The sequence below is a fragment of the Pseudomonas sp. NFPP28 genome (assembly GCF_900115535.1).
GTDB classification, from domain to species: Bacteria; Pseudomonadota; Gammaproteobacteria; order Pseudomonadales; family Pseudomonadaceae; genus Aquipseudomonas; species Aquipseudomonas extremorientalis.
This window is the reverse complement of sequence record NZ_FOWT01000009.1, coordinates 277,082-297,626: the sequence shown is the minus strand read 5'-3', so window position 1 is coordinate 297,626 and position 20,545 is coordinate 277,082. Positions and strand designations below refer to the sequence as shown.

Below are 20,545 nucleotides of genomic sequence, written 5' to 3'. Positions count from 1 at the left end.
ATTGAGGGCTTGCAGGAGCCGGCATCCCGGCTCCTGCAGGGTGCTTACCACTCGGCGAAGCTGCCGTCGGCATGCCGCCAGATCGGGTTGCGCCAGCGGTGGCCGATGGCCGCGCGCTCGATCACGTATTCCTCATTGATCTCGATGCCCAGCCCCGGCCCGTTGGGGATCTTCACGAAGCCCTGGTCATAGTCGAACACACCGGGGTCGCGCACATAGTCGAGCAGGTCGTTGCTCTCGTTGTAGTGAATGCCCAGGCTTTGCTCCTGGATAAACGCGTTGTAGCAGACCGCATCCAGTTGCAAACACGCCGCCAGGGCAATCGGACCCAGCGGGCAGTGCAGTGCCAGGGCCACGTCATAGGCCTCGGCCATGTTGGCGATCTTGCGGGTTTCGGTGATGCCACCCGCGTGGGAAGCATCGGGCTGGATGATGTCGACATAGCCTTCGCTGAGCACACGCTTGAAGTCCCAGCGCGAGAACAGGCGCTCGCCCAGGGCAATCGGGGTGCTGGTCAGCGGCGCGAGTTCCTTGAGCGCTTCGTAGTTTTCGCTGAGCACCGGCTCTTCGATAAACATCAGCTTGTACGGATCCAGCTCCTTCATCAGCACCTTGGCCATGGGCTTGTGCACACGGCCATGGAAGTCGACGCCGATGCCGACGTTGGGGCCGACCGCATCACGCACAGCGGCGACGTTTGCCAGGGCCAGGTCGACCTTTTCGAAGCTGTCGACGAATTGCAGTTCTTCGGTGCCATTCATCTTCACCGCGGTGAAGCCTCGAGCCACAGCCTCTTTGGCAGCGCGGGCGGTGTCGGCTGGGCGGTCACCACCGATCCACGAGTACACGCGGATCTTGTCGCGCACCTGGCCGCCGAGCAAGTCGCTGACGGACACGCCGAGGGCCTTGCCCTTGATGTCCCACAGCGCCTGGTCGATACCGGCGAGGGCGCTCATGTGCACCGCACCGCCGCGGTAGAAGCCGCCGCGATAGAGCACGGTCCAGATGTCTTCGATGTTGCGCGGGTCTTTGCCGATCAGGTAGTCGGACAGTTCTTCGACGGCAGCCGCCACGGTATGGGCGCGGCCTTCGACCACGGGCTCACCCCAGCCGGTCACGCCCTGGTCGGTCTCGACCTTGAGGAAGCACCAGCGCGGCGGGACGATAAAGGTCGTCAGTTTGGTGATTTTCATCTCTTGTCTCTCTTATAGATGCAGCGCCAGGGGCGCGGAACTTGATGTCAGCTCAGGACTTTCCAGGCGGCGACATAAGCCTGGGCACGGCTCGCTACCTGATCCACTGTCATACCCGGTTTGAACAACCCGGAACCCAGCCCGAACCCTTTGGCGCCGGCATCGACAAACACCTGCATGTTGTCCGGGGTAATGCCGCCGACCGGCAGCAGCAAGGTGCCTGCCGGCAGTACCGCCAGCCACGCCTTGATCACCGCCGGGCCCATCTGCTCGGCGGGGAACAGCTTCAGCACGTCAGCACCTTCGGCCAGGGCGGCGAAAGCTTCGGTCGGTGTCGCAACACCTGGCGACAGGAACAGGCCTGCGGCTTTCGCCGCTCGCAGCACCTTGGCATCGCTGTGGGGCATCACGATCACCTGGCCACCGGCCGCCTTCACCTGCTCGACCTGCTCAGGCAGCAACACCGTGCCTGCGCCGATCAGGCAATCGGCGGGCAGGCTGTCGCGCAGGGTGCGAATGCTGGTGTAAGGATCGGGCGAATTCAGCGGGACTTCGATCACACGAAACCCGGCCTCGTACAACACCTGGCCGACGGCCTGGGCTTCGTCCGGGCGGATGCCGCGCAGAATCGCGATCAAACCGTTTTGTGCGAGTGCGTGCTTGAGCATGTCAGGCCTCTAATACAGGTTGAGTGAGCCCGGATGCCACCGCCAATTGCCACAGTCCGCGCTCGGTGGCCTCCTGCGCCAGACTGACGTGGGCGAAGCCGCAGAGGGCGAGGGCGCGTTGATAGCGGGCGCAGAGGGGCGCGGCGCCGACCAGGATGATCGGCTTGTGCCGGGCACTGCCGGGCAGGCCGGCGAGTTCATGGCCGATGAGCAAGCCGGAGAGGTAATCGGGCTGCTGCTCGGCAGTGAGTTCAGCGGTGAGGCCCAGGGTGCGCGCACTGAAAAGCGTCGACAGCACGCCGCGCTCGCCGTCTTTGGACAGCGCCACCTGCACGCCGCGGTCAAAGGCGTCAGCCTGGAATTGCGCGGATTGTTGCTGGGTACGCCCGAGGATGCTGTGCTTGCTCAACACCGCAAACAGCTCGCCGGTCATGAAGGTGTCGAAGTGAGTGATGCAGCCATCGACCACCTCGACCCACTTGGAATGGCTGCCGGGCAGGCCGATCAACCCATTGGTGCTCAGCCCTTGAAGCACGCCCAGCACTTGGGTTTCTTCGCCGCGCATCACGTTGGGCAAGCCGATCTGCTCGATCACGCCCGGCACGATATGCACATCCACGCCACGCAGGCTGCGCACCTTATGCAGCGCCTGGCCAAGGCTGGCGACATCGACAGGGGTGTTGCGATAAGCCGCTTCGCTCCAGCCCTGGGCACTGCCGACCATGCCGCAGGCAATCACCGGCAAACCGGGCTCGGCGTCGAGCCAGTCACCACACGCCGCATCGAACGCCAACTCGAAGCCATCGCTGCAACGCACGCCAGCAATGTCCCGGGGTTCATTGGGCAAATGCATGATGCCCCACGCCAGCGAGCGCTGTTCCAGCACTGCGCCGACGGGGCCGAGTTTATAAGCACGAAGGGAACTGGTACCCCAATCGAGCGCGATCAATTGCGCCTGCATCGCTTCACCTGAGTTCTGAGCGGATGCAGCGAATATAAACCTACGGCGCAGAAAGTCTCAATATATAAATATCAATCCCATATTTAGGGATTTAATTTAAGAAAAGGCTGACAAGTTCAGCTCCCGCATTGCCCCCATCCAGACGGCATAGTCAGTGTGGTCCTTCAGGTCATCGCCGGTATCGGGGTGCAGGAACACCACCAGGCCATTGCGATGGATCACCAGCCACGGCAACACCACACCGATGTATTCCGGGTCGAACGCCAACTGGCAGCTCCAGTCCGGGTGCGGCCCTACAGGCCGCTCGTGCACACGGCCCATGCGCAGCGGGAACAGTTTGGCAGCGTCTTCACACAAGGTGCGTGCCTGTTCGATAGTGTTCGCGTCGAAGTAGATATGGGCGTGATAGCCCTTGATACGTTGCATGACGGACTCCGGATCCAATATGCGCCAGATGCTAGACCGCAATCGATGGCAGGGCCAGTCCGGTCAGCGACTGCGCGCTGCTGGCCTGCTCGGCCACCAGCCAGTCGACAAACCGCTCCACCAACTGCCCTCGGCGTTTGCGCTGGGGTTGCACCACGTAATAGCCGAAACGCGAGATCACCGTGTCGTGGATCGGTCGGCACAGCCAGTTCTGCTCCAGCAGGTTGTCCACCAGATGGCGCCAGCCGATGGCCACGCCCTGGCCGGCAATCGCAGCCTGGATCAACAGGGTGTAGTTATCGAAGCGCAACTGGCCGGGGGTGGGCGCAGTGGTGATGCCCAGTTCGCGAAACACGCCACTCCAGTCGAACCACTGGCTGTTGTTTTCCTGGCGCAGGTGCAACAACGGAAAATCGTGCAAATTTTGCTTAGTCAGTGGCGTGGCCTGTTCTTTGAGCCACTGCGGGCTGCACACCGGGAACACTTCCTCGTTGAACAGCCACAGGCTATCGCCCTGCTTGAAACGGCCGTCGCCAAACAGTACCGCCACATCAATATCGCTGCGCAAGGTCGCGTGGTTGCGTTCGCTAGTCACCAGGCTGACGTCCACCTGGGGGTTGGCCTGGTGGAAGCGGTGCAAACGCGGCATCAACCAATAAGCGGCGAAGGCGAAGTCGGTCGCCACTTGCAGCACTTCATGCTGATCCTGCTGGGTAATCAGGCTCAGTCCCTGGTTGATGCCCTGCAAACCGCCCTGCACATGCTCGAACAACAGGGCGCCGGCATCGGTCAACTCAATGCCACGGTAGATGCGATCAAACAGGCGGATCGCCAGTTGTTCCTCCAGGCGCTTGATCTGCTGGCTGATCGCGGGCTGGGTGGTGCCCTGTTCCATGGCAGCGGCGGTAAAACTGCGGTGGCGCGCCGCTGCTTCGAACGCGCGCAGCAGATCGAGGGACAGGTCGCCAAGGGCTTCATACATAAGCGGTGCTTATCCTAGACATTGCTTTTCATGGGCTTTACCCCATTTTCCATGGGCTGCATGCTCATTCGCATAAACACCGCCTATGGAATGCCGATAGATCATGAAGCGCAAGAACATTCTTTTCATCATGGCCGATCAAATGGCCGCGCCGATGTTGCCGTTCTACGGACCTTCCCCCATCAAATTGCCCAACCTGAGCCGCCTCGCCGCACAGGGCGTGGTGTTCGATGCCGCGTACTGCAACAGCCCGCTGTGCGCACCGTCGCGCTTTACCTTGGTCAGCGGTCAGTTGCCGAGCAAGATCGGCGCCTACGACAACGCCGCCGATTTCCCCGCCGACGTGCCGACCTACGCTCACTACCTGCGCCGCCTCGGCTACCGCACCGCGCTGTCGGGCAAGATGCACTTCTGCGGTCCCGACCAACTGCACGGTTACGAAGAACGCCTGACCAGTGACATCTACCCCGCCGACTATGGCTGGGCGGTGAACTGGGACGAGCCGCACGTGCGCCCCACCTGGTACCACAACATGTCGTCGGTGCTGCAAGCCGGCCCGTGCGTGCGCACCAACCAGCTGGATTTCGACGAAGAGGTGGTGTTCAAGGCCCGGCAATACCTGTTCGACCATATCCGCGAAGACGGCGAACGACCGTTCTGCCTGACGGTATCGATGACCCACCCGCACGACCCGTACACCATTCCCAAGCCGTTCTGGGACCTGTACGACGACGCCGACATCCCCCTGCCTGCAACGCCTGCCCAGGCTGAACTCGACCCCCACTCCCAGCGCCTGCTCAAGGTCTACGACCTGTGGGACAAACCGCTGCCCGTGGATAAGATCCGCGATGCGCGCCGCGCCTACTTCGGCGCGTGCAGCTACATCGACAGCAATGTCGGCAAGCTGCTGCAGACCCTGGAAGACACCGGCCTGGCCGATGACACCATCATCATCTTCTCCGGCGACCACGGTGACATGCTCGGCGAGCGCGGGCTCTGGTACAAAATGCACTGGTTCGAAATGGCCGCGCGCGTACCGCTGCTGGTCAGTGCGCCGGGGCAATTCGCGGCGGGCCGAGTGACGCAAGCCGTGTCCACCGCCGACCTGCTGCCGACCCTGGTGGAACTGGCCGGCGGCGAACTGGACCCGCGCCTGCCGCTGGACGGCCGCTCTCTGGTCCCGCACTTGCAAGGGCAGGGCGGGCACGACGAAGTGTTCGGCGAATACATGGCCGAAGGCACCATCAGGCCGCTGATGATGATTCGCCGAGGCGCCTACAAATTCATCTACAGCGAAGACGACCCTTGTCTACTGTTCGATGTGCACAACGACCCGCACGAGCGGGAGAACCTCAGCCAGTCACCGGAACACCGGCCACTGTTCGAGGCGTTTTTGAGTGAGGCGCGGGCCAAATGGGACATCCCGGCGATCCACCAGCAGGTGCTCGCCAGTCAACGCCGTCGTCGCCTGGTATTCGAGGCACTCACCCAGGGCAAGCTGAAGAGCTGGGATCACCAGCCACTGGTGGACGCCAGTCAGCAATACATGCGCAACCATATCGACCTCGACGACCTGGAGCGCAAGGCACGTTATCCACAACCCTGCCAAAACCAATAAATACAGAGGGAAGGCCATGCAAAAGTTGACTGTGATGTTGAGCCTGTTGGTACTGACCAGCGCCAACGTGTACGCGGACGCCAGTTGTGAAACGGTAAAAATGGCCGATCCGGGCTGGAGCGATATCGCAGCCACCAACGCCATCGCCGGTTTCCTGCTGACCGGCATGGGCTACAAACCGAAGGTGGACACCCTGGCGGTGCCAATCACCTTCGGCGGGCTCAAGGACGGCCAGGTGGACGTGTTCCTCGGCAACTGGATGCCGGCACAGCAGGGCTTCTACGACAAGTTCGTGGCCAATGGCGATGTGGTGCAACTGGCGAAAAACCTCGACGGCACCGAGTTCACTCTCGCTGTGCCCGACTATGTGTGGGACGCCGGGGTGCATGATTTTGCCGACCTGAACAAGTTTGCCGACAAGTTCGACAAGAAGATCTACGGCATCGGCTCCGGCGCGCCGGCAAATATCTCGTTGCAGGAAATCATCAAGAAGAACGACTTCGACCTGGGCCAGTGGAAGCTGGTCGAGTCCAGCGAACAGGCGATGCTGGCCGAAGTGTCGCGAGCGGTGAAGAAACAGAAATTCGTCACCTTCCTCGGCTGGACCCCGCATCCGATGAACGTGCAGTTGAAAATGCGCTACCTCAAGGGTGGCGAGAAATACTTTGGTGACACTGGCAGCGTGTATACCTTGACCCGCAAGGGTTACGCACAGGCCTGCCCGAACGTAGGAAAACTGCTGACCAACCTGAGTTTTACCCAGGAGATGGAGAACGGCATCATGGCCGAGGTCGCCAACAACAAGGTCAGCAACGCCGATGCGGCGAAGACGTGGATCAAGGCCAATCCGGCGGTATTGGATAAGTGGCTTGAGGGTGTAAAAACACTGGACGGTAAAGACGCACTCCCTGCAGTTAAAGCCAGACTCTGAGGCCTGATGCAATTCAAATGTGGGAGGGGGCTTGCCCCCGATAGCGGTGTCTCAGCCATGGATGTATCAACTGACACTCCCTCATCGGGGGCAAGCCCCCTCCCACATAGGCCCTGTGTGTACTGATACTCTGATGCAAACCTTCCGATCCGAGTCCGCGATGCCCCGGCCCAACCGCCACACACTCTTTCCCTTCCTCAGCTGGCTCCCGCGCCAAACCCGTGCCAGCGTCGGCCGGGATGCAATCGTCGGCCTCAGTGGCGCAGTCCTCGCCCTGCCACAGTCGATTGCCTACGCGCTGATTGCCGGTCTCCCACCCGAGTACGGCCTGTACGCCGCGATCATCCCGGTACTGATCGCTTGCCTCTGGGGTTCGTCCTGGCACTTGATCTGCGGGCCCACGGCGGCGATTTCCATTGTGCTGTACGCCAGCGTCAGTCCATTGGCCGTGCCGGGGTCACAGGACTACATCACCCTGATCCTGCTGCTGACCTTCCTCGCCGGCGTTTTCCAGTGGCTGTTGGGCATGCTGCGCTTCGGCGCGTTGGTAAATTTTGTATCGCACTCGGTGGTGCTCGGGTTCACCTTGGGTGCCGCCGTGGTGATCGCCCTCGGCCAGTTGCCCAACCTGATGGGGCTGGATCTGCCAAGCCAGGCCACCGCCATCAATAGCTTGTTGGCACTGATTCATCACAGCGGCGAATGGGACCACGCGTCCCTCTTACTGGGGTTTGGCACGTTGCTGGTCGGCGCGCTGCTCAAGTACCTGGTGCCTCGCTGGCCAACGCTGTTGATTGCGCTGGCACTGGGCAGCCTGGTGGCGTGGCTGTGGCCAGCGATGTTCGGGCACGTAGCGCTGGTCAGTTCGTTTGTGGGCAAACTGCCGCCGTTCAGCCCGTTGCCGATGGACCTGGACATGCTCCTGCGCCTGCTGCCGAGCGCCGTGGCGGTGGGCATGCTCGGGTTGGTGACCAGCCTGTCGATTGCCCGCTCGTTGTCGGCGCGCTCACAGCAATTGCTCGACGCCAACCAGGAAGTCCGTGCACAGGGTCTATCCAATATCGTGGGCGGATTTTTCTCCGGCTACCTGTCAGCCGGCTCGTTCACACGTTCCGGCCTCAGCTACGAGGCGGGCGCCTGCTCGCCGTTGGCCGGGGTGTTTTCCGCGTTATGGGTGGCGTTGTTCGCGTTATTTGGCGCGGCCCTGATCGCCCATATCCCGATCCCGAGCATGGCCGCGAGCATCTTGCTGATCAGTTGGGGGCTGGTGGACCGTCGCGGCATTCGTGCGCTGTTCCGCGTCAGTCGCGCCGAGTTTGTGGTGATGAGCTTGACGTGTGTGGCCACCTTGTTGCTGGAGCTGCAAACCGCCATTTATGCAGGGGTGCTGGCGTCGCTGTTTTTCTACCTCAAGCGCACCTCCCAGCCACGGGTACAACAGTGGCGAGATGGCGATGAGGATGTGCTGCGCGTGGGCGGCTCGATCTTTTTCGGCGCCAGCCATTACCTGCAAGTGCGTCTGCAAAGCCTGCAGGGCGAGCGGGTGGTGATCGAGGCGCAGCAGATCAACTTTATCGACTATTCAGGGGTGGAGATGCTGCACCAGGAGGCTCGGCGCTTGCGTGGGCTGGGCCGCAGTTTGACGCTGCGCCGGGCCAGGCCGCAGGTGGTGGAAGAGTTGAGAAAGCTGGAAGGGGCCGACAATTGCCCCATCCAGTTCCAAGACTGAAAACGATCAACAATGTGGAAGGGGGCTTGCCCCCGATAGCGGTGTGTCAGCCATGGATGTATCAACTGACACTCCCTCATCGGGGGCAAGCCCCCTCCCACATTTGGATCAGTGTCAGATCAACTGGCGGCGAAGTTCAGCCAATACAGGCGCCGAATCCGGGCGCACGCCGCGCCACAGGTAGAAGGCTTCCGCCGCCTGTTCCACCAGCATGCCCAGGCCATCCATCGCCACCGCTGCACCGTGCTCCGTCGCCCAACGGCAGAACGCGGTCGGTTCCTTGGCGTACATCATGTCGTAGCAAAAGGTCTTGCCCGGCTCGATCAGGCTACCCGCAATCGGCGGTACATCGCCTGACAGGCTGGCGGACGTGGCGTTGATGATCACGTCCACCGGCTCACGCAGCCAGTCGAAACCGCTGGCAGATACCGGGCCCAGGTCGTCGAACAGCTCGGCGAGCAATTCGGCCTTTTCCACGGTGCGGTTGGCGATGATCAGCGAGCCCGGCTGCTCGGCCAGCAACGGTTCCAGCGCGCCACGCACCGCACCACCCGCGCCCAGCAGCAGGATGCGTTTGCCTTGCAGGCTCAGCCCGGCGTTGATGGTGAGATCGCGCACCAGGCCGGCGCCATCGGTGTTGTCGCCCAACAGGCTGCCGTCTGCCAGCTTGCTCAAGGTATTCACCGCACCGGCACGTTGGGCGCGCTCGGTCAGGGTGTCGGCCAGTCGGTAGGCGTCTTCCTTGAACGGCACGGTGACATTGGCGCCACGGCCCTGCAGAAAGAACTCACGGGCACAGCCGGTGAAATCATCCAAGGGCGCCAGCAGTGTGCTGTAGTCCAGTTGCTCGCCGGTCTGCTCGGCGAACATGCGGTGGATCAGCGGCGACTTGCTGTGGCCGATGGGGTTGCCGAAGACGACATAACGGTCCATCAGACAGCCGCCTTGGGTGCGTCAAGGCCAAGCCAGTCACGGTCTTGCAGGAAGTAGTCGGTGAGGCGTGCTTCTTCGCTGCCGGCCTCGGCCTTCCAGTCGTAGCTCCAGCGCACTTGCGGCGGCAGCGACATCAGGATCGACTCGGTACGCCCGCCCGATTGCAACCCGAACAAGGTGCCACGGTCGTAGACCAGGTTGAATTCAACGTAGCGGCCTCGGCGGAATTCCTGGAATTCGCGCTGTTGCTCGGTGTAGGCGATGGCCTTGCGGCGCTGCACGATCGGCAGGTAGGCGTCGAGGTAGGCATCGCCGATGGCACGGATGAAGGCGAAGCAGGTGTCGAAGCCCCACTCGTTCAGGTCATCGAAAAACAGGCCGCCGATACCGCGCGGTTCGTTGCGGTGCTTGATGTGGAAGTAAGTGTCGCACCAGGCTTTGTAGCGCGAATACACGTCAGGACCGAACGGCGCACAGGCCTGCTCGGCCACCCGGTGCCAGTGGATGCAGTCTTCTTCGTTGCCGTAGTAAGGCGTGAGGTCGAAGCCACCGCCGAACCACCACACCGGTTCTTCGCCTTCTTTTTCTGCGATGAAAAACCGCACGTTGGCGTGGGACGTCGGCACATGAGGATTGTGCGGGTGGATCACCAGCGACACGCCCAGGGCCTCGAAACCGCGACCGGCCAGCTCGGGCCGATGCGCACTGGCAGAAGGAGGGAGGCCGCTGCCAAACACATGGGAAAAGTTAACGCCGCCTTTTTCGATCACCGTACCGTTCTCGATCACACGGGTGCGACCGCCGCCGCCGGCAGGCCGGGTCCAGGCGTCTTCGATAAAGCGAGTGTCCGTCTCGAAGGTTTCCAGGGCGCTGCAAATGCGGTCTTGCAGGTCAAGCAGGTAGGCCTTTACAGCCTCGGTGCGGGTAGTCATGGCATCACCTTGAATCGGGCAAAGCTACGCGAGGCCATTGGGCGTCGGCGGCAAATGGGCGCACAGGATAACACCGCACCCATGTGCGTCGCAGTTGACGAAGATCAAGCTTAGGAGTCCGATAGGGGGCTACGCGATTCGAACCCAGGAGAAGTGCAGATGGCCAAACGTATCCAGTTCAGCGCCCATGGCGGCCCCGAAGTGCTTGAGTATGTGGACTACACGCCGGCCGAGCCTGGCCCGCAGCAGGTTCGCGTGCGTAACGAGGCGATCGGCCTGAACTTCATCGACACCTATTTCCGCAGCGGCCTGTACGCGCCGCCGGCCTTGCCATCGGGGCTGGGCGCAGAAGGCGCCGGCGTGGTCGATGCCGTCGGCAGTGAAGTCAGCCAATTCAAAGTCGGCGATCGCGTGGCCTACGGCAGTGGCCCGCTGGGCGCCTACAGCCAACTGCATGTGTTGCCCGCCGCCAACCTGGTGCACCTGCCGGACGATATCAGCTTCGAACAGGCCGCCGGTGCCATGCTCAAGGGCCTGACCGTGCAGTATCTGCTGCGACAGACCTATGAACTCAAAGGCGGTGAAACCATCTTGTTCCACGCAGCTGCCGGCGGCGTAGGCTCCCTGGCGTGCCAGTGGGCGAAGGCCCTGGGCGTCAAGCTGATCGGTACGGTGAGCTCGCCGGAAAAGGCCGCCCTGGCCAAATCCCTCGGTGCCTGGGAAACCATCGACTACAGCAAGGAAAACGTCGCCCAGCGCGTGCTGGAGTTGACCGACGGCAAAAAAGTCCCAGTGGTGTATGACGGCGTCGGCAAGGACACCTGGCTGACCTCGCTGGACAGCGTAGCGCCCCGCGGGCTGGTGGTGAGTTTCGGCAATGCGTCGGGCGCGGTGGATGGAGTGAACCTGGGGATCCTGTCGGCCAAGGGTTCGCTGTACGTCACCCGGCCGACCTTGGCGACCTATGCCAACAACCCGCAGAACCTGCAGGCGATGGCCGATGACCTGTTCTCGATGATCAAGAGCGGCAAGGTGCGCATTGATATCAACCAGCGGTACTCGCTGGCAGAGGCAGCCAAGGCGCAGACTGAGTTGTCGGCACGGCGCACGACGGGGTCGACCATTCTGCTGCCGTAAGGCAACCGATATCTGGAGTCTGTAAGGGCCTCATCGCGGGCAAGCCCGGCTCCCACACTTGACCGCGTTGTCATGAAAGACGCGGATCAGGTGTGGGAGCCGGGCTTGCCCGCGATGGCCGCCCTCGGTCTCAGGAAGGCCGCACAACCTCGCCGGTCACCAGGTCACGAATCAGGCTGGGGTTCTTGCGCCCACCCAGGGCGCCACCCAACACCAGGTCCACCTGGCCACGGAAGTATTGCTCCACGCGAATCCGCGTACGCGCCGCCGGGCGACCCTGAGGGTTGGCCGAGGTGGAAATCAACGGCCCTACCAGTGAGCACAAATCCCGCACCAGCGGATGGTCAGTCACCCGCAGCGCCACCGTGTCATGCACACCTGTCACCCATTCCGGCAGCAAGTCCTGATGGGGCACCAGCCAGGTATTCGGCCCGGGCCAGGTGGCGGCCATGCGGTCGATCCATTCCTGCGGGAAGTCTTCGAAGAGAAAGTCGAACTGGCGGATGCTGTCCGCCACCAGGATCAGGCCCTTGTCCACCGAGCGATTCTTGATGGCGAGCAAACGGTCCACTGCTTCTTCGTTCCACGGGTCGCAGCCCAGGCCCCAAACCGCTTCGGTTGGGTAGGCAATCACTGCGCCTGCGCGAATTTCTCGTGCGGTTTCCAGCACACGCCACCGGTTGACCATTGTTCACTCTCCAGACTAAAGCTCTGCGCAGTTTACCGATCTTCGTTACAAAACCTAGCAGCGCGCAAGCCAGCGCCCGCTTTCGCAGATGACCTGGCCTTCAAGCTCCAGCTCCGTAAGCGTCGCCAACACCTGGGACAACGGCCGCCCGCTGGCAATCGCAAGCGCTTCACTGGTGTGCGGCGCCGCGTGCAGCAGCGCTACCAGCGGATGGGTCACCGGCATCGGCGCCGGACGGGACAGCGCCTGCCAGCCGCGCAAGCCTTCAAGAATGTGCTCGATGGTCTCCACCAATACCGCACCGTCGCGAATCAACTGATGGCAACCCTTGGCGCCGGGATGATGGATGGAGCCCGGAATCGCGTACACCTCGCGTCCCTGCTCGGCCGCCAGCTTAGCCGTAATCAGCGAACCACTGGCCATGCTCGCCTCCACCACCAATACGCCAAGGGACAGCCCGCTGATGATGCGGTTACGCCTGGGAAAGTTGCCGGCCTGAGGCGGGGCGTCCAGCGGAAACTCGGAAACCACGGCGCTGCCCTGGTCAATCATCGCCGCCGCCAGCCGTCGGTGGCGCTGTGGATAAAAATTTTCGAGCCCTGTGCCGAGGACGCCGATTGTCTGGCCGCCCACGTCCAATGCGGCTTGATGGGCGGCGCCGTCAATACCCAAGGCCAGGCCGCTGGTGATGACAAAACCCGCGCTCGCCAGGCTGCGGGAAAATGCAGCGGCGGTGTCCATGCCAGGACGGGATGCGCGGCGGCTTCCCACCATCGCCAGTTGCGGTTTTTCCAGGATCAGAGGGTCACCCGCGACGAACAACAGCGGCGGCGCGTCGTCAATCTGGGCGAGCAGTGCGGGGTACTCCGGTTGGTCCCACATCAGCAAATGCTGGGTAGGGCACCCCAGCCAGGCCAATGCCGCGCTGGCGCCCTCGCGGATTTCATGGCTGCGCCGGGCATCGGCGCTGATGGCCGGCAACCCTAGCGAACGCCAGGCACTGGCGGGAGCACTGATGGCCTTTGACGCAGAGCCGAACGCTTCGATCAATAAGCGAAAACGCTTGGGGCCCAGTTCCGGCAGCCTGTGCAAGCGTAGTCGGGCTTCCAGTTCTGACGGGGATATTTCATGACTGTTTATCGGATTCATTTGATCATCCTTGACCGGAACAAGCTGTGGATAACTCTGTTGGTAACTTATTTAGCAACCTATTCATTGTGTTTGATGCGCAGTCTCGAAACGGTCCATCACCGCCAGCGGTCGCGAGGCATTGAGGATCAGGCCGTAGCTGAGCTTTTCGTAGGTGCGAAATACCAGCAGGGTGCCGGCACGTTCATCGGGGAGTCTGGTCGGCGTGCCGGTGAGGCTGTCGCGCACGGTGGCGCCAGCCTTGATCACGCTGAGCAGTTGGCCTTCGACCAGGCCGTCACGGCGGCCTTTGTTCAGGGTGACAGCATCGAGCACGCCGATCTGGGTGACACCCTTGGGGATATCGATGATGTGCCCTTCGATGAAGGGTGCCGTTGAAATGACCTCAAGGGTGGCCGGATCGACAGGAGATTGCGCACGTAGCAGGCGGTCACCCGGGCGCACCTCCTGGGTCACTCGCTGCACGGCCAGGGTGGTGAGGTCGCCAGCCGTGACGAAACGGGCAGTGCCGATATCGTCGGCGTTGATGCCCAGTAGTTCTTGGGTCTGCGGGTCGGTGTAGACCTTGCCGCGTCGGAATATTCCGTAATGGGGTTGGGAAGGATCCAGGTTGCCCCTGGCATGCACCCGCTCACCGTTGCCCCCCAGCACTCGACCCGCATCAGCGGCAACAATGTACGGCGCGCTGTCCAGGTCCTGTGGCGAATCAAGAATGCGGTTGTGCAGTAAAAAGCGCTGGATGGCCTGTTGTGTCGATTGATCCAGGCGCTGGACGGGCTGGGGCAGCAGGGCCATGGCAAACGGGGCCCACAGCAGCAAGACGAGTAGCGATTTCCTCATGGGGTGAATCTCCTTTATTATGTGCGTTCGCGTGAAATGCCAGGGCCTTCGCGGCTTCGGGGCGTTTCACACCGGCTGTCTGGGTCCATCCCAACGCCGATTTGCCTTTACCTCACATGTGCAGCAATTACGCTTATGGCTATTTTGAACATCCTCGAATTTCCCGACTCGCGTTTGCGCACGATCGCCAAGCCGGTGGCCGTAGTGGACGACAAGGTTCGTCAGTTGGTCGATGACATGTTTGAAACAATGTATGAAGCCCCGGGCATCGGCCTCGCCGCGACCCAGGTCAACGTACACCTGCGCGTCGTGGTCATGGACCTGTCGGAAGATCGCAGCGAACCGATGGTGTACATCAACCCCGAGTTCGAACCGCTGACCGACGAGATGGGCGAGTACCAGGAAGGCTGCCTGTCGGTGCCCGAGTTCTACGAGAACGTCGAGCGCCCGCTGCGCGTGAAGATCAAGGCCCTGGACCGCGACGGCAAGCCGTTCGAGCTGATTGCCGAAGGCCTGCTGGCGGTGTGCATCCAGCACGAATGCGACCACCTCAACGGCAAGCTGTTTGTCGATTACCTGTCCACGCTCAAGCGCGACCGGATCAAGAAGAAGCTGGAAAAAAAGCACCGCCAGCAAGCTTGATGCCCTTCTTCCAAAGGCTTGCTGCGGCAAGCCTTTTTCTTTTGTGACTGCTTTTAACCGAGACCTCCCATGACCGAGCCACTGCGCATTGTTTTTGCCGGCACTCCAGAATTCGCCGCCGAACACCTCAAGGCCCTGCTTGCCAGCCCTTATGACATCGTCGCGGTGTACACCCAGCCGGATCGCCCGGCCGGTCGCGGGCAAAAACTGATGCCAAGCCCGGTCAAGCAGCTGGCGCTGGAGCACAATATTCCCGTGCTGCAGCCGCCGACCCTGCGTAATACCGAAGCCCAAGCCGAGCTGGCAGCACTGAAGCCTGACCTGTTGGTGGTCGTAGCCTACGGCTTGATCCTGCCGCAAGTGGTGCTGGATATCCCGCGCCTGGGCTGCATCAACAGCCATGCCTCGCTGCTGCCACGCTGGCGCGGTGCGGCGCCGATCCAACGTGCCGTGGAAGCCGGCGACAGCGAAAGCGGCGTAACCGTGATGCGCATGGAGGCGGGCTTGGACACCGGCCCGATGCTGCTCAAGGTCACCACCCCGATCACCGGCGAAGACACCGGCGGCAGCCTGCACGACCGCCTCGCCGAACTGGGCCCGCCCGCCGTGATCCAGGCCATCGCCGGCCTGGCCGCCGGCACCCTGGAGGGTGAAGTCCAAGACGACAGCCTGGCCACCTACGCCCACAAACTGAACAAAGACGAAGCGCGTATCGACTGGAGCCGCCCGGCCGTGGAGCTGGAACGCCTGGTACGCGCCTTCAACCCCTGGCCGGTCTGCCACAGCACCCTCAATGGCGAAGCCGTAAAAGTGTTGGCCGCCAAACTCGCCGAGGGCAAAGGCGCTCCAGGTGAAATCATCGGCGCCAGCAAGGACGGCCTGCTGGTCGCATGCGGCGAGCAGGCGCTGTGCCTGACCCGTCTGCAATTGCCGGGTGGCAAGGCGCTTAATTTCAGTGATTTGTTCAACAGCCGTCGTGAGAAATTTGCTGTAGGCACCATCCTCGGGACAGCCCAATGAACCCACGTCTGGCTGCCGCCAAGGCTCTCGCCGCCGTCCTCAACGGCAAGGCGTCGCTGAACAGTTCATTGCCGACCCAGTTGGACAAGGTCGAAGACCGCGATCGCGGTTTCACCCAGGACCTGGCCTTCGGCACCGCGCGCTGGCAGCCACGCCTGTCGGCACTGGCGACCAAGTTGCTGCAGAAGCCGTTCAAGGCCGCCGATGCCGATGTGGAAGCGCTGCTGCTGGTGGGCCTCTATCAGTTGCTCTACACCCGTGTGCCGGCCCACGCAGCCATCGGCGAGACGGTCGGTTGCGCCGACAAACTGAAAAAGCCCTGGGCCAAGGCTCTGCTCAACGCCGTGCTGCGCCGCGCCCAGCGCGAAAGCGAAGCGCTGCTGGCCGAGCTGGAACATGACCCGGTGGTGCGTACCGCTCACCCGCGCTGGCTGCAAAAATCCCTGAAGGCGTTCTGGCCCGAACAGTGGGAAGCCATCTGCGCGGCTAACAATGCGCATCCGCCGATGATCCTGCGGGTCAACCGCCGTCACCACAGCCGTGATGCCTACCTGCAATTGCTCACTACCGCCGGCATCAATGCCACGCCCTGCGTGTACAGCGTCGACGGCATCGTGCTCGAAGCGGCCACCGATGTGCGCAACCTGCCGGGCTTTGCCGAAGGCTGGATCAGCGTGCAGGACGAGGCCGCACAACTGGCTGCCGACCTGCTCGACCTGGCACCGGGCCAACGCGTCCTCGACGCCTGCTGCGCGCCAGGCGGTAAGACGTGTCACATTCTGGAGGTCGAAAAGGACTTGGCCGGTGTCGTCGCCGTCGACCTGGAAGCCAAGCGCCTGGTGCGCGTGCGTGAAAACCTGGCGCGCCTGGGCCTCAGCGCCGAGCTGATTGCCGCCGACGGCCGTGACACCGCTACGTGGTGGGACGGCAAACCCTTCCAGCGCATCCTGCTCGATGCACCCTGTTCCGCCACCGGCGTAATCCGTCGCCACCCGGACATCAAGCTCACCCGCCAACCCGATGACATCGCCGCCCTGGCCGTGCTGCAGGGCGAGTTGCTCGACGCGATGTGGCCGACCCTGGAAGTCGGCGGCATCCTGCTCTACGCCACCTGCTCCACCTTGCCGACGGAAAACACCGAGGTGATCGAAGCCTTCCTCGCCCGCACCAGCGGTGCACGGGAGCTGGACCTCGCCACCGCCGCTGGCATCAAGCAGCCCCACGGCCGCCAGTTGCTCGCGCAAGAAGGCGGACACGATGGCTTCTACTACGCCAAACTGATCAAGATCGCCGCCGCGCGCGGCTGAACGGGTTAAAGGGAGTGACCGGATGAAAATCATCATCCTTGGGGCAGGGCAGGTTGGTGGCACCTTGGCCGAACATTTGGCCAGCGAAGCCAACGACATCACCGTGGTCGACACCGACAGCGAGCGCCTGCGCAACCTCGGCGACCGCCTCGACATCCGCACCGTCCAAGGCCGCGCCTCGTTCCCGACCGTGCTGCGCCAGGCCGGTGCGGATGACGCCGACATGCTGGTGGCCGTGACCAACAGTGACGAAACCAACATGGTCGCCTGCCAGGTGGCCCACACCCTGTTCCACACGCCGACCAAGATCGCCCGCGTACGCGAAGCGGCTTACCTGACTCGCGCCGGGCTGTTCGACAACGATGCGATTCCGGTAGACGTACTGATCAGTCCGGAGCAGGTGGTAACCCACTACATCAAGCGCCTGATCGAAATCCCGGGTGCTCTGCAAGTGATCGACTTTGCCGGCGGCAAGGCGCAACTGGTCGCGGTAAAGGCCTACTACGGCGGCCCGCTGGTGGGCCAGCAACTGCGCCAGTTGCGCGAGCATATGCCGAATGTGGAAACCCGCGTCGCGGCGATTTTCCGGCGTGACCGTCCGATCCTGCCCCAGGGCGATACGGTGATCGAGGCCGACGACGAAGTGTTTTTCATCGCCGCCAAGGCGAATATTCGCGCGGTGATGAGCGAAATGCGCCGTCTCGATGAGACCTACAAGCGCATCGTCATCGCCGGCGGTGGGCAGATCGGTGAGCGTCTGGCCGAAGCCATCGAAAGCCGCTACCAGGTCAAGATCATCGAGATGAGCCCGGCACGTTGCCGGCATTTGTCCGACACCCTGGACAGCACCGTCGTACTGCAAGGCAGCGCCTCGGACCGCGACCTGCTGATGGAAGAAAACATCGCCGACGCCGACATCTTCCTGGCACTGACCAACGATGACGAAGCCAACATCATGTCGTCGTTGCTGGCCAAGCGGCTGGGCGCAAAGAAGGTGATGACCATCATCAACAACCCGGCCTACGTGGACCTGATCCAGGGCGGTGATATCGACATCGCCATCAGCCCGCAACTGGCCACCATCGGCACCTTGCTCGCCCACGTACGCCGTGGCGATATCGTCAGCGTGCACTCCCTGCGCCGTGGTGCGGCGGAAGCCATCGAGGCGATTGCCCATGGCGACTCCAAGTCGAGCAAGGTGATCGGCAAGGCCATCCGCGATATCGGCTTGCCGCCGGGTACCACCATTGGCGCGATCATCCGTGACGAAGAGGTGATCATTGCCCACGACGATACGGTGATCCAAACCGGGGACCATGTGATTCTGTTCCTGGTGGACAAGAAACATATCCGCGATGTGGAGAAGCTGTTCCACGTGGGGTTGAGCTTTTTCTGATCGAATGGAGTGAACGGCATGCTCGAATCCCTAGAGAAAATGCTCGCCAAGGGTGTGGATAACGCGCTGCTGCGGTTTGGCTTGGGCAAGGGTTATCTGGATCTGAAGGACAACGCCAAGGCGGCGGAGCATTTGAGCAAGTGCGTCGAGTTCGACCCGAAGTATTCGGCGGCGTGGAAGTTGTTGGGCAAGGCGCTGTTGGGGTTGGAAGATCGTGCAGCGGCGCGGCTGGCGTGGGAGAAGGGGATAGAAGCGGCGCTTGCTCAGGGCGACAAGCAGGCAGAGAAAGAGATGACCGTGTTCCTGAAAAAACTCGATCGCCAAGCCTGAGCAGGACTTAAATGTGGGAGGGGGCTTGCCCCCGATGGCAGTGTGTCAGTCGATACATATTTGACTGAGCAACCGCTATCGGGGGCAAGCCCCCTCCCACATTGGTTTTGCGTTGATCTTGAATCAGTACCAGCGCTCTTCACCCGGCGGGCGTTTCTTGAAGCGCTTCATGCTCCACATGTACTGGCTCGGGTAGGCACCGACGTAACGTTCCACCACCTTGCTCATCGCCGCGCAGGACGTGGCGGTATCGGTGCTGTACATGTCTTCCGGCGCCGCTTCCAGAATCACCTTGTAGCCCGAGCCATCCGGCAGCCGCAGTGCATGCAGGAACACGCCCACCGCCTTGTGGCCAGCAAGCATGTTCGGAACGAACTTGCTGGTGAGCGCCTGGGTGGCGAAGAAGGGCACGAAGATCCCGGCGGATTCGGCCGGCTCCGGGTCGGCGGGAATCCCCACCTGGCCGCCCTTGCGCACTTCCTTGATCACGCTGAGGATGCCTTCCTTGGTCGACGCGGCCACGCGGTTACCCAGTTGCACGCGCTGCTTGCGCAGCAGTTCATCCACCGCCTTGAGCTTGGGCGGGCGGTAGAAAATGATCGGCTTGCACTGGCTGCAATAGAAGTGGTTGAGCACTTCCCAGTTGCCCAGATGGCTGGTGATGCCGACCACGCCTTTGCCCGAGGCCAGGGCTTCGTGCAGCACTTCCAGGCCTTCGACTTCACGTACCAGGTCGATGGAGCGCTGGGCCGGCCAGATCCAGGCGCAGGCGCTTTCGGTGAGGGACTTGCCGATGTCCATCAGGCTCTGGCCGACCAGGCGCTCACGGGCAGCCGGCTCCATGTCCGGGAAGCACTTGGAGAGGTTGATCCGCACCGTGTCACGGGAGCGGTTGGGGGTTTTCCACATGATCCAGCCGATGGCCGTGCCAACCGCCTGGACAGCGCGCCAGGGCAGCAGGGCAAACAACCGCAGAGCGCCTACCAGCAAGGCGCCTTTAAACTTTTCCACAGGTCACTCCTGATCGTGTGTGGTGCGCAAAGCGCGCATTCTAACCGGCGTTGGCCAAGTCCGCGTAACGGTCGCAATCCTGAGTGTGGTCCATGACCATGCCCGAGGCCTGCATGAAGGCGTAGCAAATGGTCGGCCCGACGAAGGTGAAACCGGCTTTTTTCAGGGCCTTGCTCATGGCTTCGGCTTCGGGCGTGATCGCCGGGACTTCGCTGCGGTCCTTGAAGTGATTGACCTTGGGTTTGCCGCCGACGAAGGACCAGAGCAAACCCACCGGGTCCTCCAGCGCCAGCCAGGCAGCGGCGTTGCGCCGAGTGGCGTTGAGCTTCAGGCGGTTGCGCACGATGCCCGGATCGAGCATCAGCGCGTCTATCTCGGCGTCGCTCAGTTGGGCCAAGCGCTGCGCATCAAACCCGAACAAGACCTTCCGATAATGCTCGCGTTTGCGTAAAACGGTGATCCAGGACAGGCCCGCCTGGAACCCTTCGAGCAAAAGCAACTCGAACAAACCCTGCGCATCGCGCAGCGGCGTTCCCCACTCCTGATCGTGATAAGCCATGTACAGCGGATCTTCAGAACACCAAAAGCAGCGTGGCATAAGGCTCCAGGGAGTGGTGGCGGGGCCGAATCGGGTATACTCCCGCTCTTTAAA

The 20,545-nt window shown here is 62.3% G+C and carries 21 protein-coding genes; 9 read left to right on the top strand and 12 right to left on the bottom strand.

Annotation, left to right across the window (positions count from 1 at the left end; translation table 11 throughout):
* Nucleotides 1–44: 44 nt before the first annotated feature.
* The 5 genes from dgoD to BM110_RS23520 all read right to left on the bottom strand — a co-directional run bounded on the left by dgoD (nt 45) and on the right by BM110_RS23520 (nt 4,230).
* Complete coding sequence (gene dgoD, locus BM110_RS23540) at nt 45–1,193, bottom strand: galactonate dehydratase (protein ID WP_003170741.1); 1,149 nt, start codon at nt 1,191–1,193, stop codon at nt 45–47.
* A 47-nt stretch (nt 1,194–1,240) separates the two neighbouring features.
* Nucleotides 1,241–1,861, bottom strand: coding sequence for a 2-dehydro-3-deoxy-6-phosphogalactonate aldolase (locus tag BM110_RS23535; RefSeq protein ID WP_092241476.1), 621 nt, complete (start codon nt 1,859–1,861; stop codon nt 1,241–1,243).
* A 1-nt stretch (nt 1,862) separates the two neighbouring features.
* Nucleotides 1,863–2,822 carry a 2-dehydro-3-deoxygalactonokinase gene (locus BM110_RS23530; protein WP_092241478.1) on the bottom strand — a complete coding sequence of 320 codons (960 nt, stop codon included), beginning with the start codon at nt 2,820–2,822 and terminating at the stop codon, nt 1,863–1,865.
* A 96-nt stretch (nt 2,823–2,918) separates the two neighbouring features.
* Nucleotides 2,919–3,248: a DOPA 4,5-dioxygenase family protein gene (locus BM110_RS23525; protein WP_058424390.1), complete on the bottom strand. Its 330-nt coding sequence runs from the start codon at nt 3,246–3,248 to the stop codon at nt 2,919–2,921.
* Between the two features lie 31 nt (nt 3,249–3,279).
* Nucleotides 3,280–4,230 carry a choline sulfate utilization transcriptional regulator gene (locus BM110_RS23520; protein WP_093120181.1) on the bottom strand — a complete coding sequence of 317 codons (951 nt, stop codon included), beginning with the start codon at nt 4,228–4,230 and terminating at the stop codon, nt 3,280–3,282.
* A gap of 103 nt (nt 4,231–4,333) precedes the next feature.
* On the opposite strand from BM110_RS23520, the gene betC reads away from it, so the two are divergent.
* The 3 genes from betC to BM110_RS23505 all read left to right on the top strand — a co-directional run bounded on the left by betC (nt 4,334) and on the right by BM110_RS23505 (nt 8,508).
* The gene (gene betC, locus BM110_RS23515) at nt 4,334–5,848 is read left to right on the top strand and encodes a choline-sulfatase (protein ID WP_093514265.1); all 1,515 of its coding nucleotides are present in this window, start codon (nt 4,334–4,336) and stop codon (nt 5,846–5,848) included.
* A 16-nt stretch (nt 5,849–5,864) separates the two neighbouring features.
* Nucleotides 5,865–6,779, top strand: a complete 915-nt coding sequence (gene choX / locus BM110_RS23510; protein ID WP_093514264.1) for a choline ABC transporter substrate-binding protein — start codon at nt 5,865–5,867, stop codon at nt 6,777–6,779.
* Between the two features lie 160 nt (nt 6,780–6,939).
* Nucleotides 6,940–8,508: a SulP family inorganic anion transporter gene (locus BM110_RS23505; RefSeq protein ID WP_093120894.1), complete on the top strand. Its 1,569-nt coding sequence runs from the start codon at nt 6,940–6,942 to the stop codon at nt 8,506–8,508.
* A gap of 114 nt (nt 8,509–8,622) precedes the next feature.
* On the opposite strand, the gene aroE is transcribed toward BM110_RS23505, so the two are convergent.
* The gene (gene aroE / locus BM110_RS23500) at nt 8,623–9,441 is read right to left on the bottom strand and encodes a shikimate dehydrogenase (protein ID WP_092241484.1); all 819 of its coding nucleotides are present in this window, start codon (nt 9,439–9,441) and stop codon (nt 8,623–8,625) included.
* Nucleotides 9,441–10,373, bottom strand: a complete 933-nt coding sequence (gene hemF, locus BM110_RS23495) for an oxygen-dependent coproporphyrinogen oxidase (protein WP_092241486.1) — start codon at nt 10,371–10,373, stop codon at nt 9,441–9,443. Before hemF ends, aroE begins: the two co-directional genes overlap by 1 nt.
* Nucleotides 10,374–10,532: 159 nt before the next feature.
* On the opposite strand from hemF, the gene BM110_RS23490 reads away from it, so the two are divergent.
* The gene (locus BM110_RS23490; protein WP_093514263.1) at nt 10,533–11,510 is read left to right on the top strand and encodes a quinone oxidoreductase family protein; all 978 of its coding nucleotides are present in this window, start codon (nt 10,533–10,535) and stop codon (nt 11,508–11,510) included.
* 130 nt (nt 11,511–11,640) lie between these two features.
* Here the strand turns inward: BM110_RS23490 and BM110_RS23485 are convergent, their stop codons facing one another.
* The 3 genes from BM110_RS23485 to BM110_RS23475 all read right to left on the bottom strand — a co-directional run bounded on the left by BM110_RS23485 (nt 11,641) and on the right by BM110_RS23475 (nt 14,187).
* Nucleotides 11,641–12,198: an L-threonylcarbamoyladenylate synthase type 1 TsaC gene (locus BM110_RS23485; RefSeq protein WP_071490904.1), complete on the bottom strand. Its 558-nt coding sequence runs from the start codon at nt 12,196–12,198 to the stop codon at nt 11,641–11,643.
* Nucleotides 12,199–12,252: 54 nt separating this feature from the next.
* Nucleotides 12,253–13,347: a DNA-processing protein DprA gene (gene dprA, locus BM110_RS23480; protein WP_093120190.1), complete on the bottom strand. Its 1,095-nt coding sequence runs from the start codon at nt 13,345–13,347 to the stop codon at nt 12,253–12,255.
* Between the two features lie 63 nt (nt 13,348–13,410).
* Entirely contained in the window at nt 13,411–14,187 is a 777-nt protein-coding gene (locus tag BM110_RS23475; RefSeq protein ID WP_093514262.1) for a peptidoglycan-binding protein, read from the bottom strand.
* 135 nt (nt 14,188–14,322) lie between these two features.
* Here BM110_RS23475 and def point away from each other — a divergent pair, with 135 nt between their 5' ends.
* The 5 genes from def to BM110_RS23450 all read left to right on the top strand — a co-directional run bounded on the left by def (nt 14,323) and on the right by BM110_RS23450 (nt 18,882).
* Nucleotides 14,323–14,829 carry a peptide deformylase gene (gene def, locus BM110_RS23470; RefSeq protein WP_029290229.1) on the top strand — a complete coding sequence of 169 codons (507 nt, stop codon included), beginning with the start codon at nt 14,323–14,325 and terminating at the stop codon, nt 14,827–14,829.
* Between the two features lie 69 nt (nt 14,830–14,898).
* Complete coding sequence (gene fmt / locus BM110_RS23465) at nt 14,899–15,849, top strand: methionyl-tRNA formyltransferase (RefSeq protein WP_092241492.1); 951 nt, start codon at nt 14,899–14,901, stop codon at nt 15,847–15,849.
* A complete protein-coding gene (rsmB, locus tag BM110_RS23460) occupies nt 15,846–17,156 on the top strand; it encodes a 16S rRNA (cytosine(967)-C(5))-methyltransferase RsmB (protein ID WP_092241493.1) in 1,311 nt (436 codons plus the stop codon). Before fmt ends, rsmB begins: the two co-directional genes overlap by 4 nt.
* Nucleotides 17,157–17,178: 22 nt before the next feature.
* A complete protein-coding gene (gene trkA / locus BM110_RS23455; protein ID WP_071490899.1) occupies nt 17,179–18,552 on the top strand; it encodes a Trk system potassium transporter TrkA in 1,374 nt (457 codons plus the stop codon).
* An 18-nt stretch (nt 18,553–18,570) separates the two neighbouring features.
* A complete protein-coding gene (locus BM110_RS23450; protein WP_093514261.1) occupies nt 18,571–18,882 on the top strand; it encodes a hypothetical protein in 312 nt (103 codons plus the stop codon).
* Nucleotides 18,883–19,005: 123 nt separating this feature from the next.
* Here the strand turns inward: BM110_RS23450 and BM110_RS23445 are convergent, their stop codons facing one another.
* Both BM110_RS23445 and BM110_RS23440 read right to left on the bottom strand, forming a co-directional pair.
* A complete protein-coding gene (locus BM110_RS23445) occupies nt 19,006–19,893 on the bottom strand; it encodes a lysophospholipid acyltransferase (protein ID WP_093514260.1) in 888 nt (295 codons plus the stop codon).
* Nucleotides 19,894–19,933: 40 nt separating this feature from the next.
* Nucleotides 19,934–20,491, bottom strand: a complete 558-nt coding sequence (locus BM110_RS23440; protein ID WP_071490896.1) for a DNA-3-methyladenine glycosylase I — start codon at nt 20,489–20,491, stop codon at nt 19,934–19,936.
* Nucleotides 20,492–20,545: the final 54 nt, after the last annotated feature.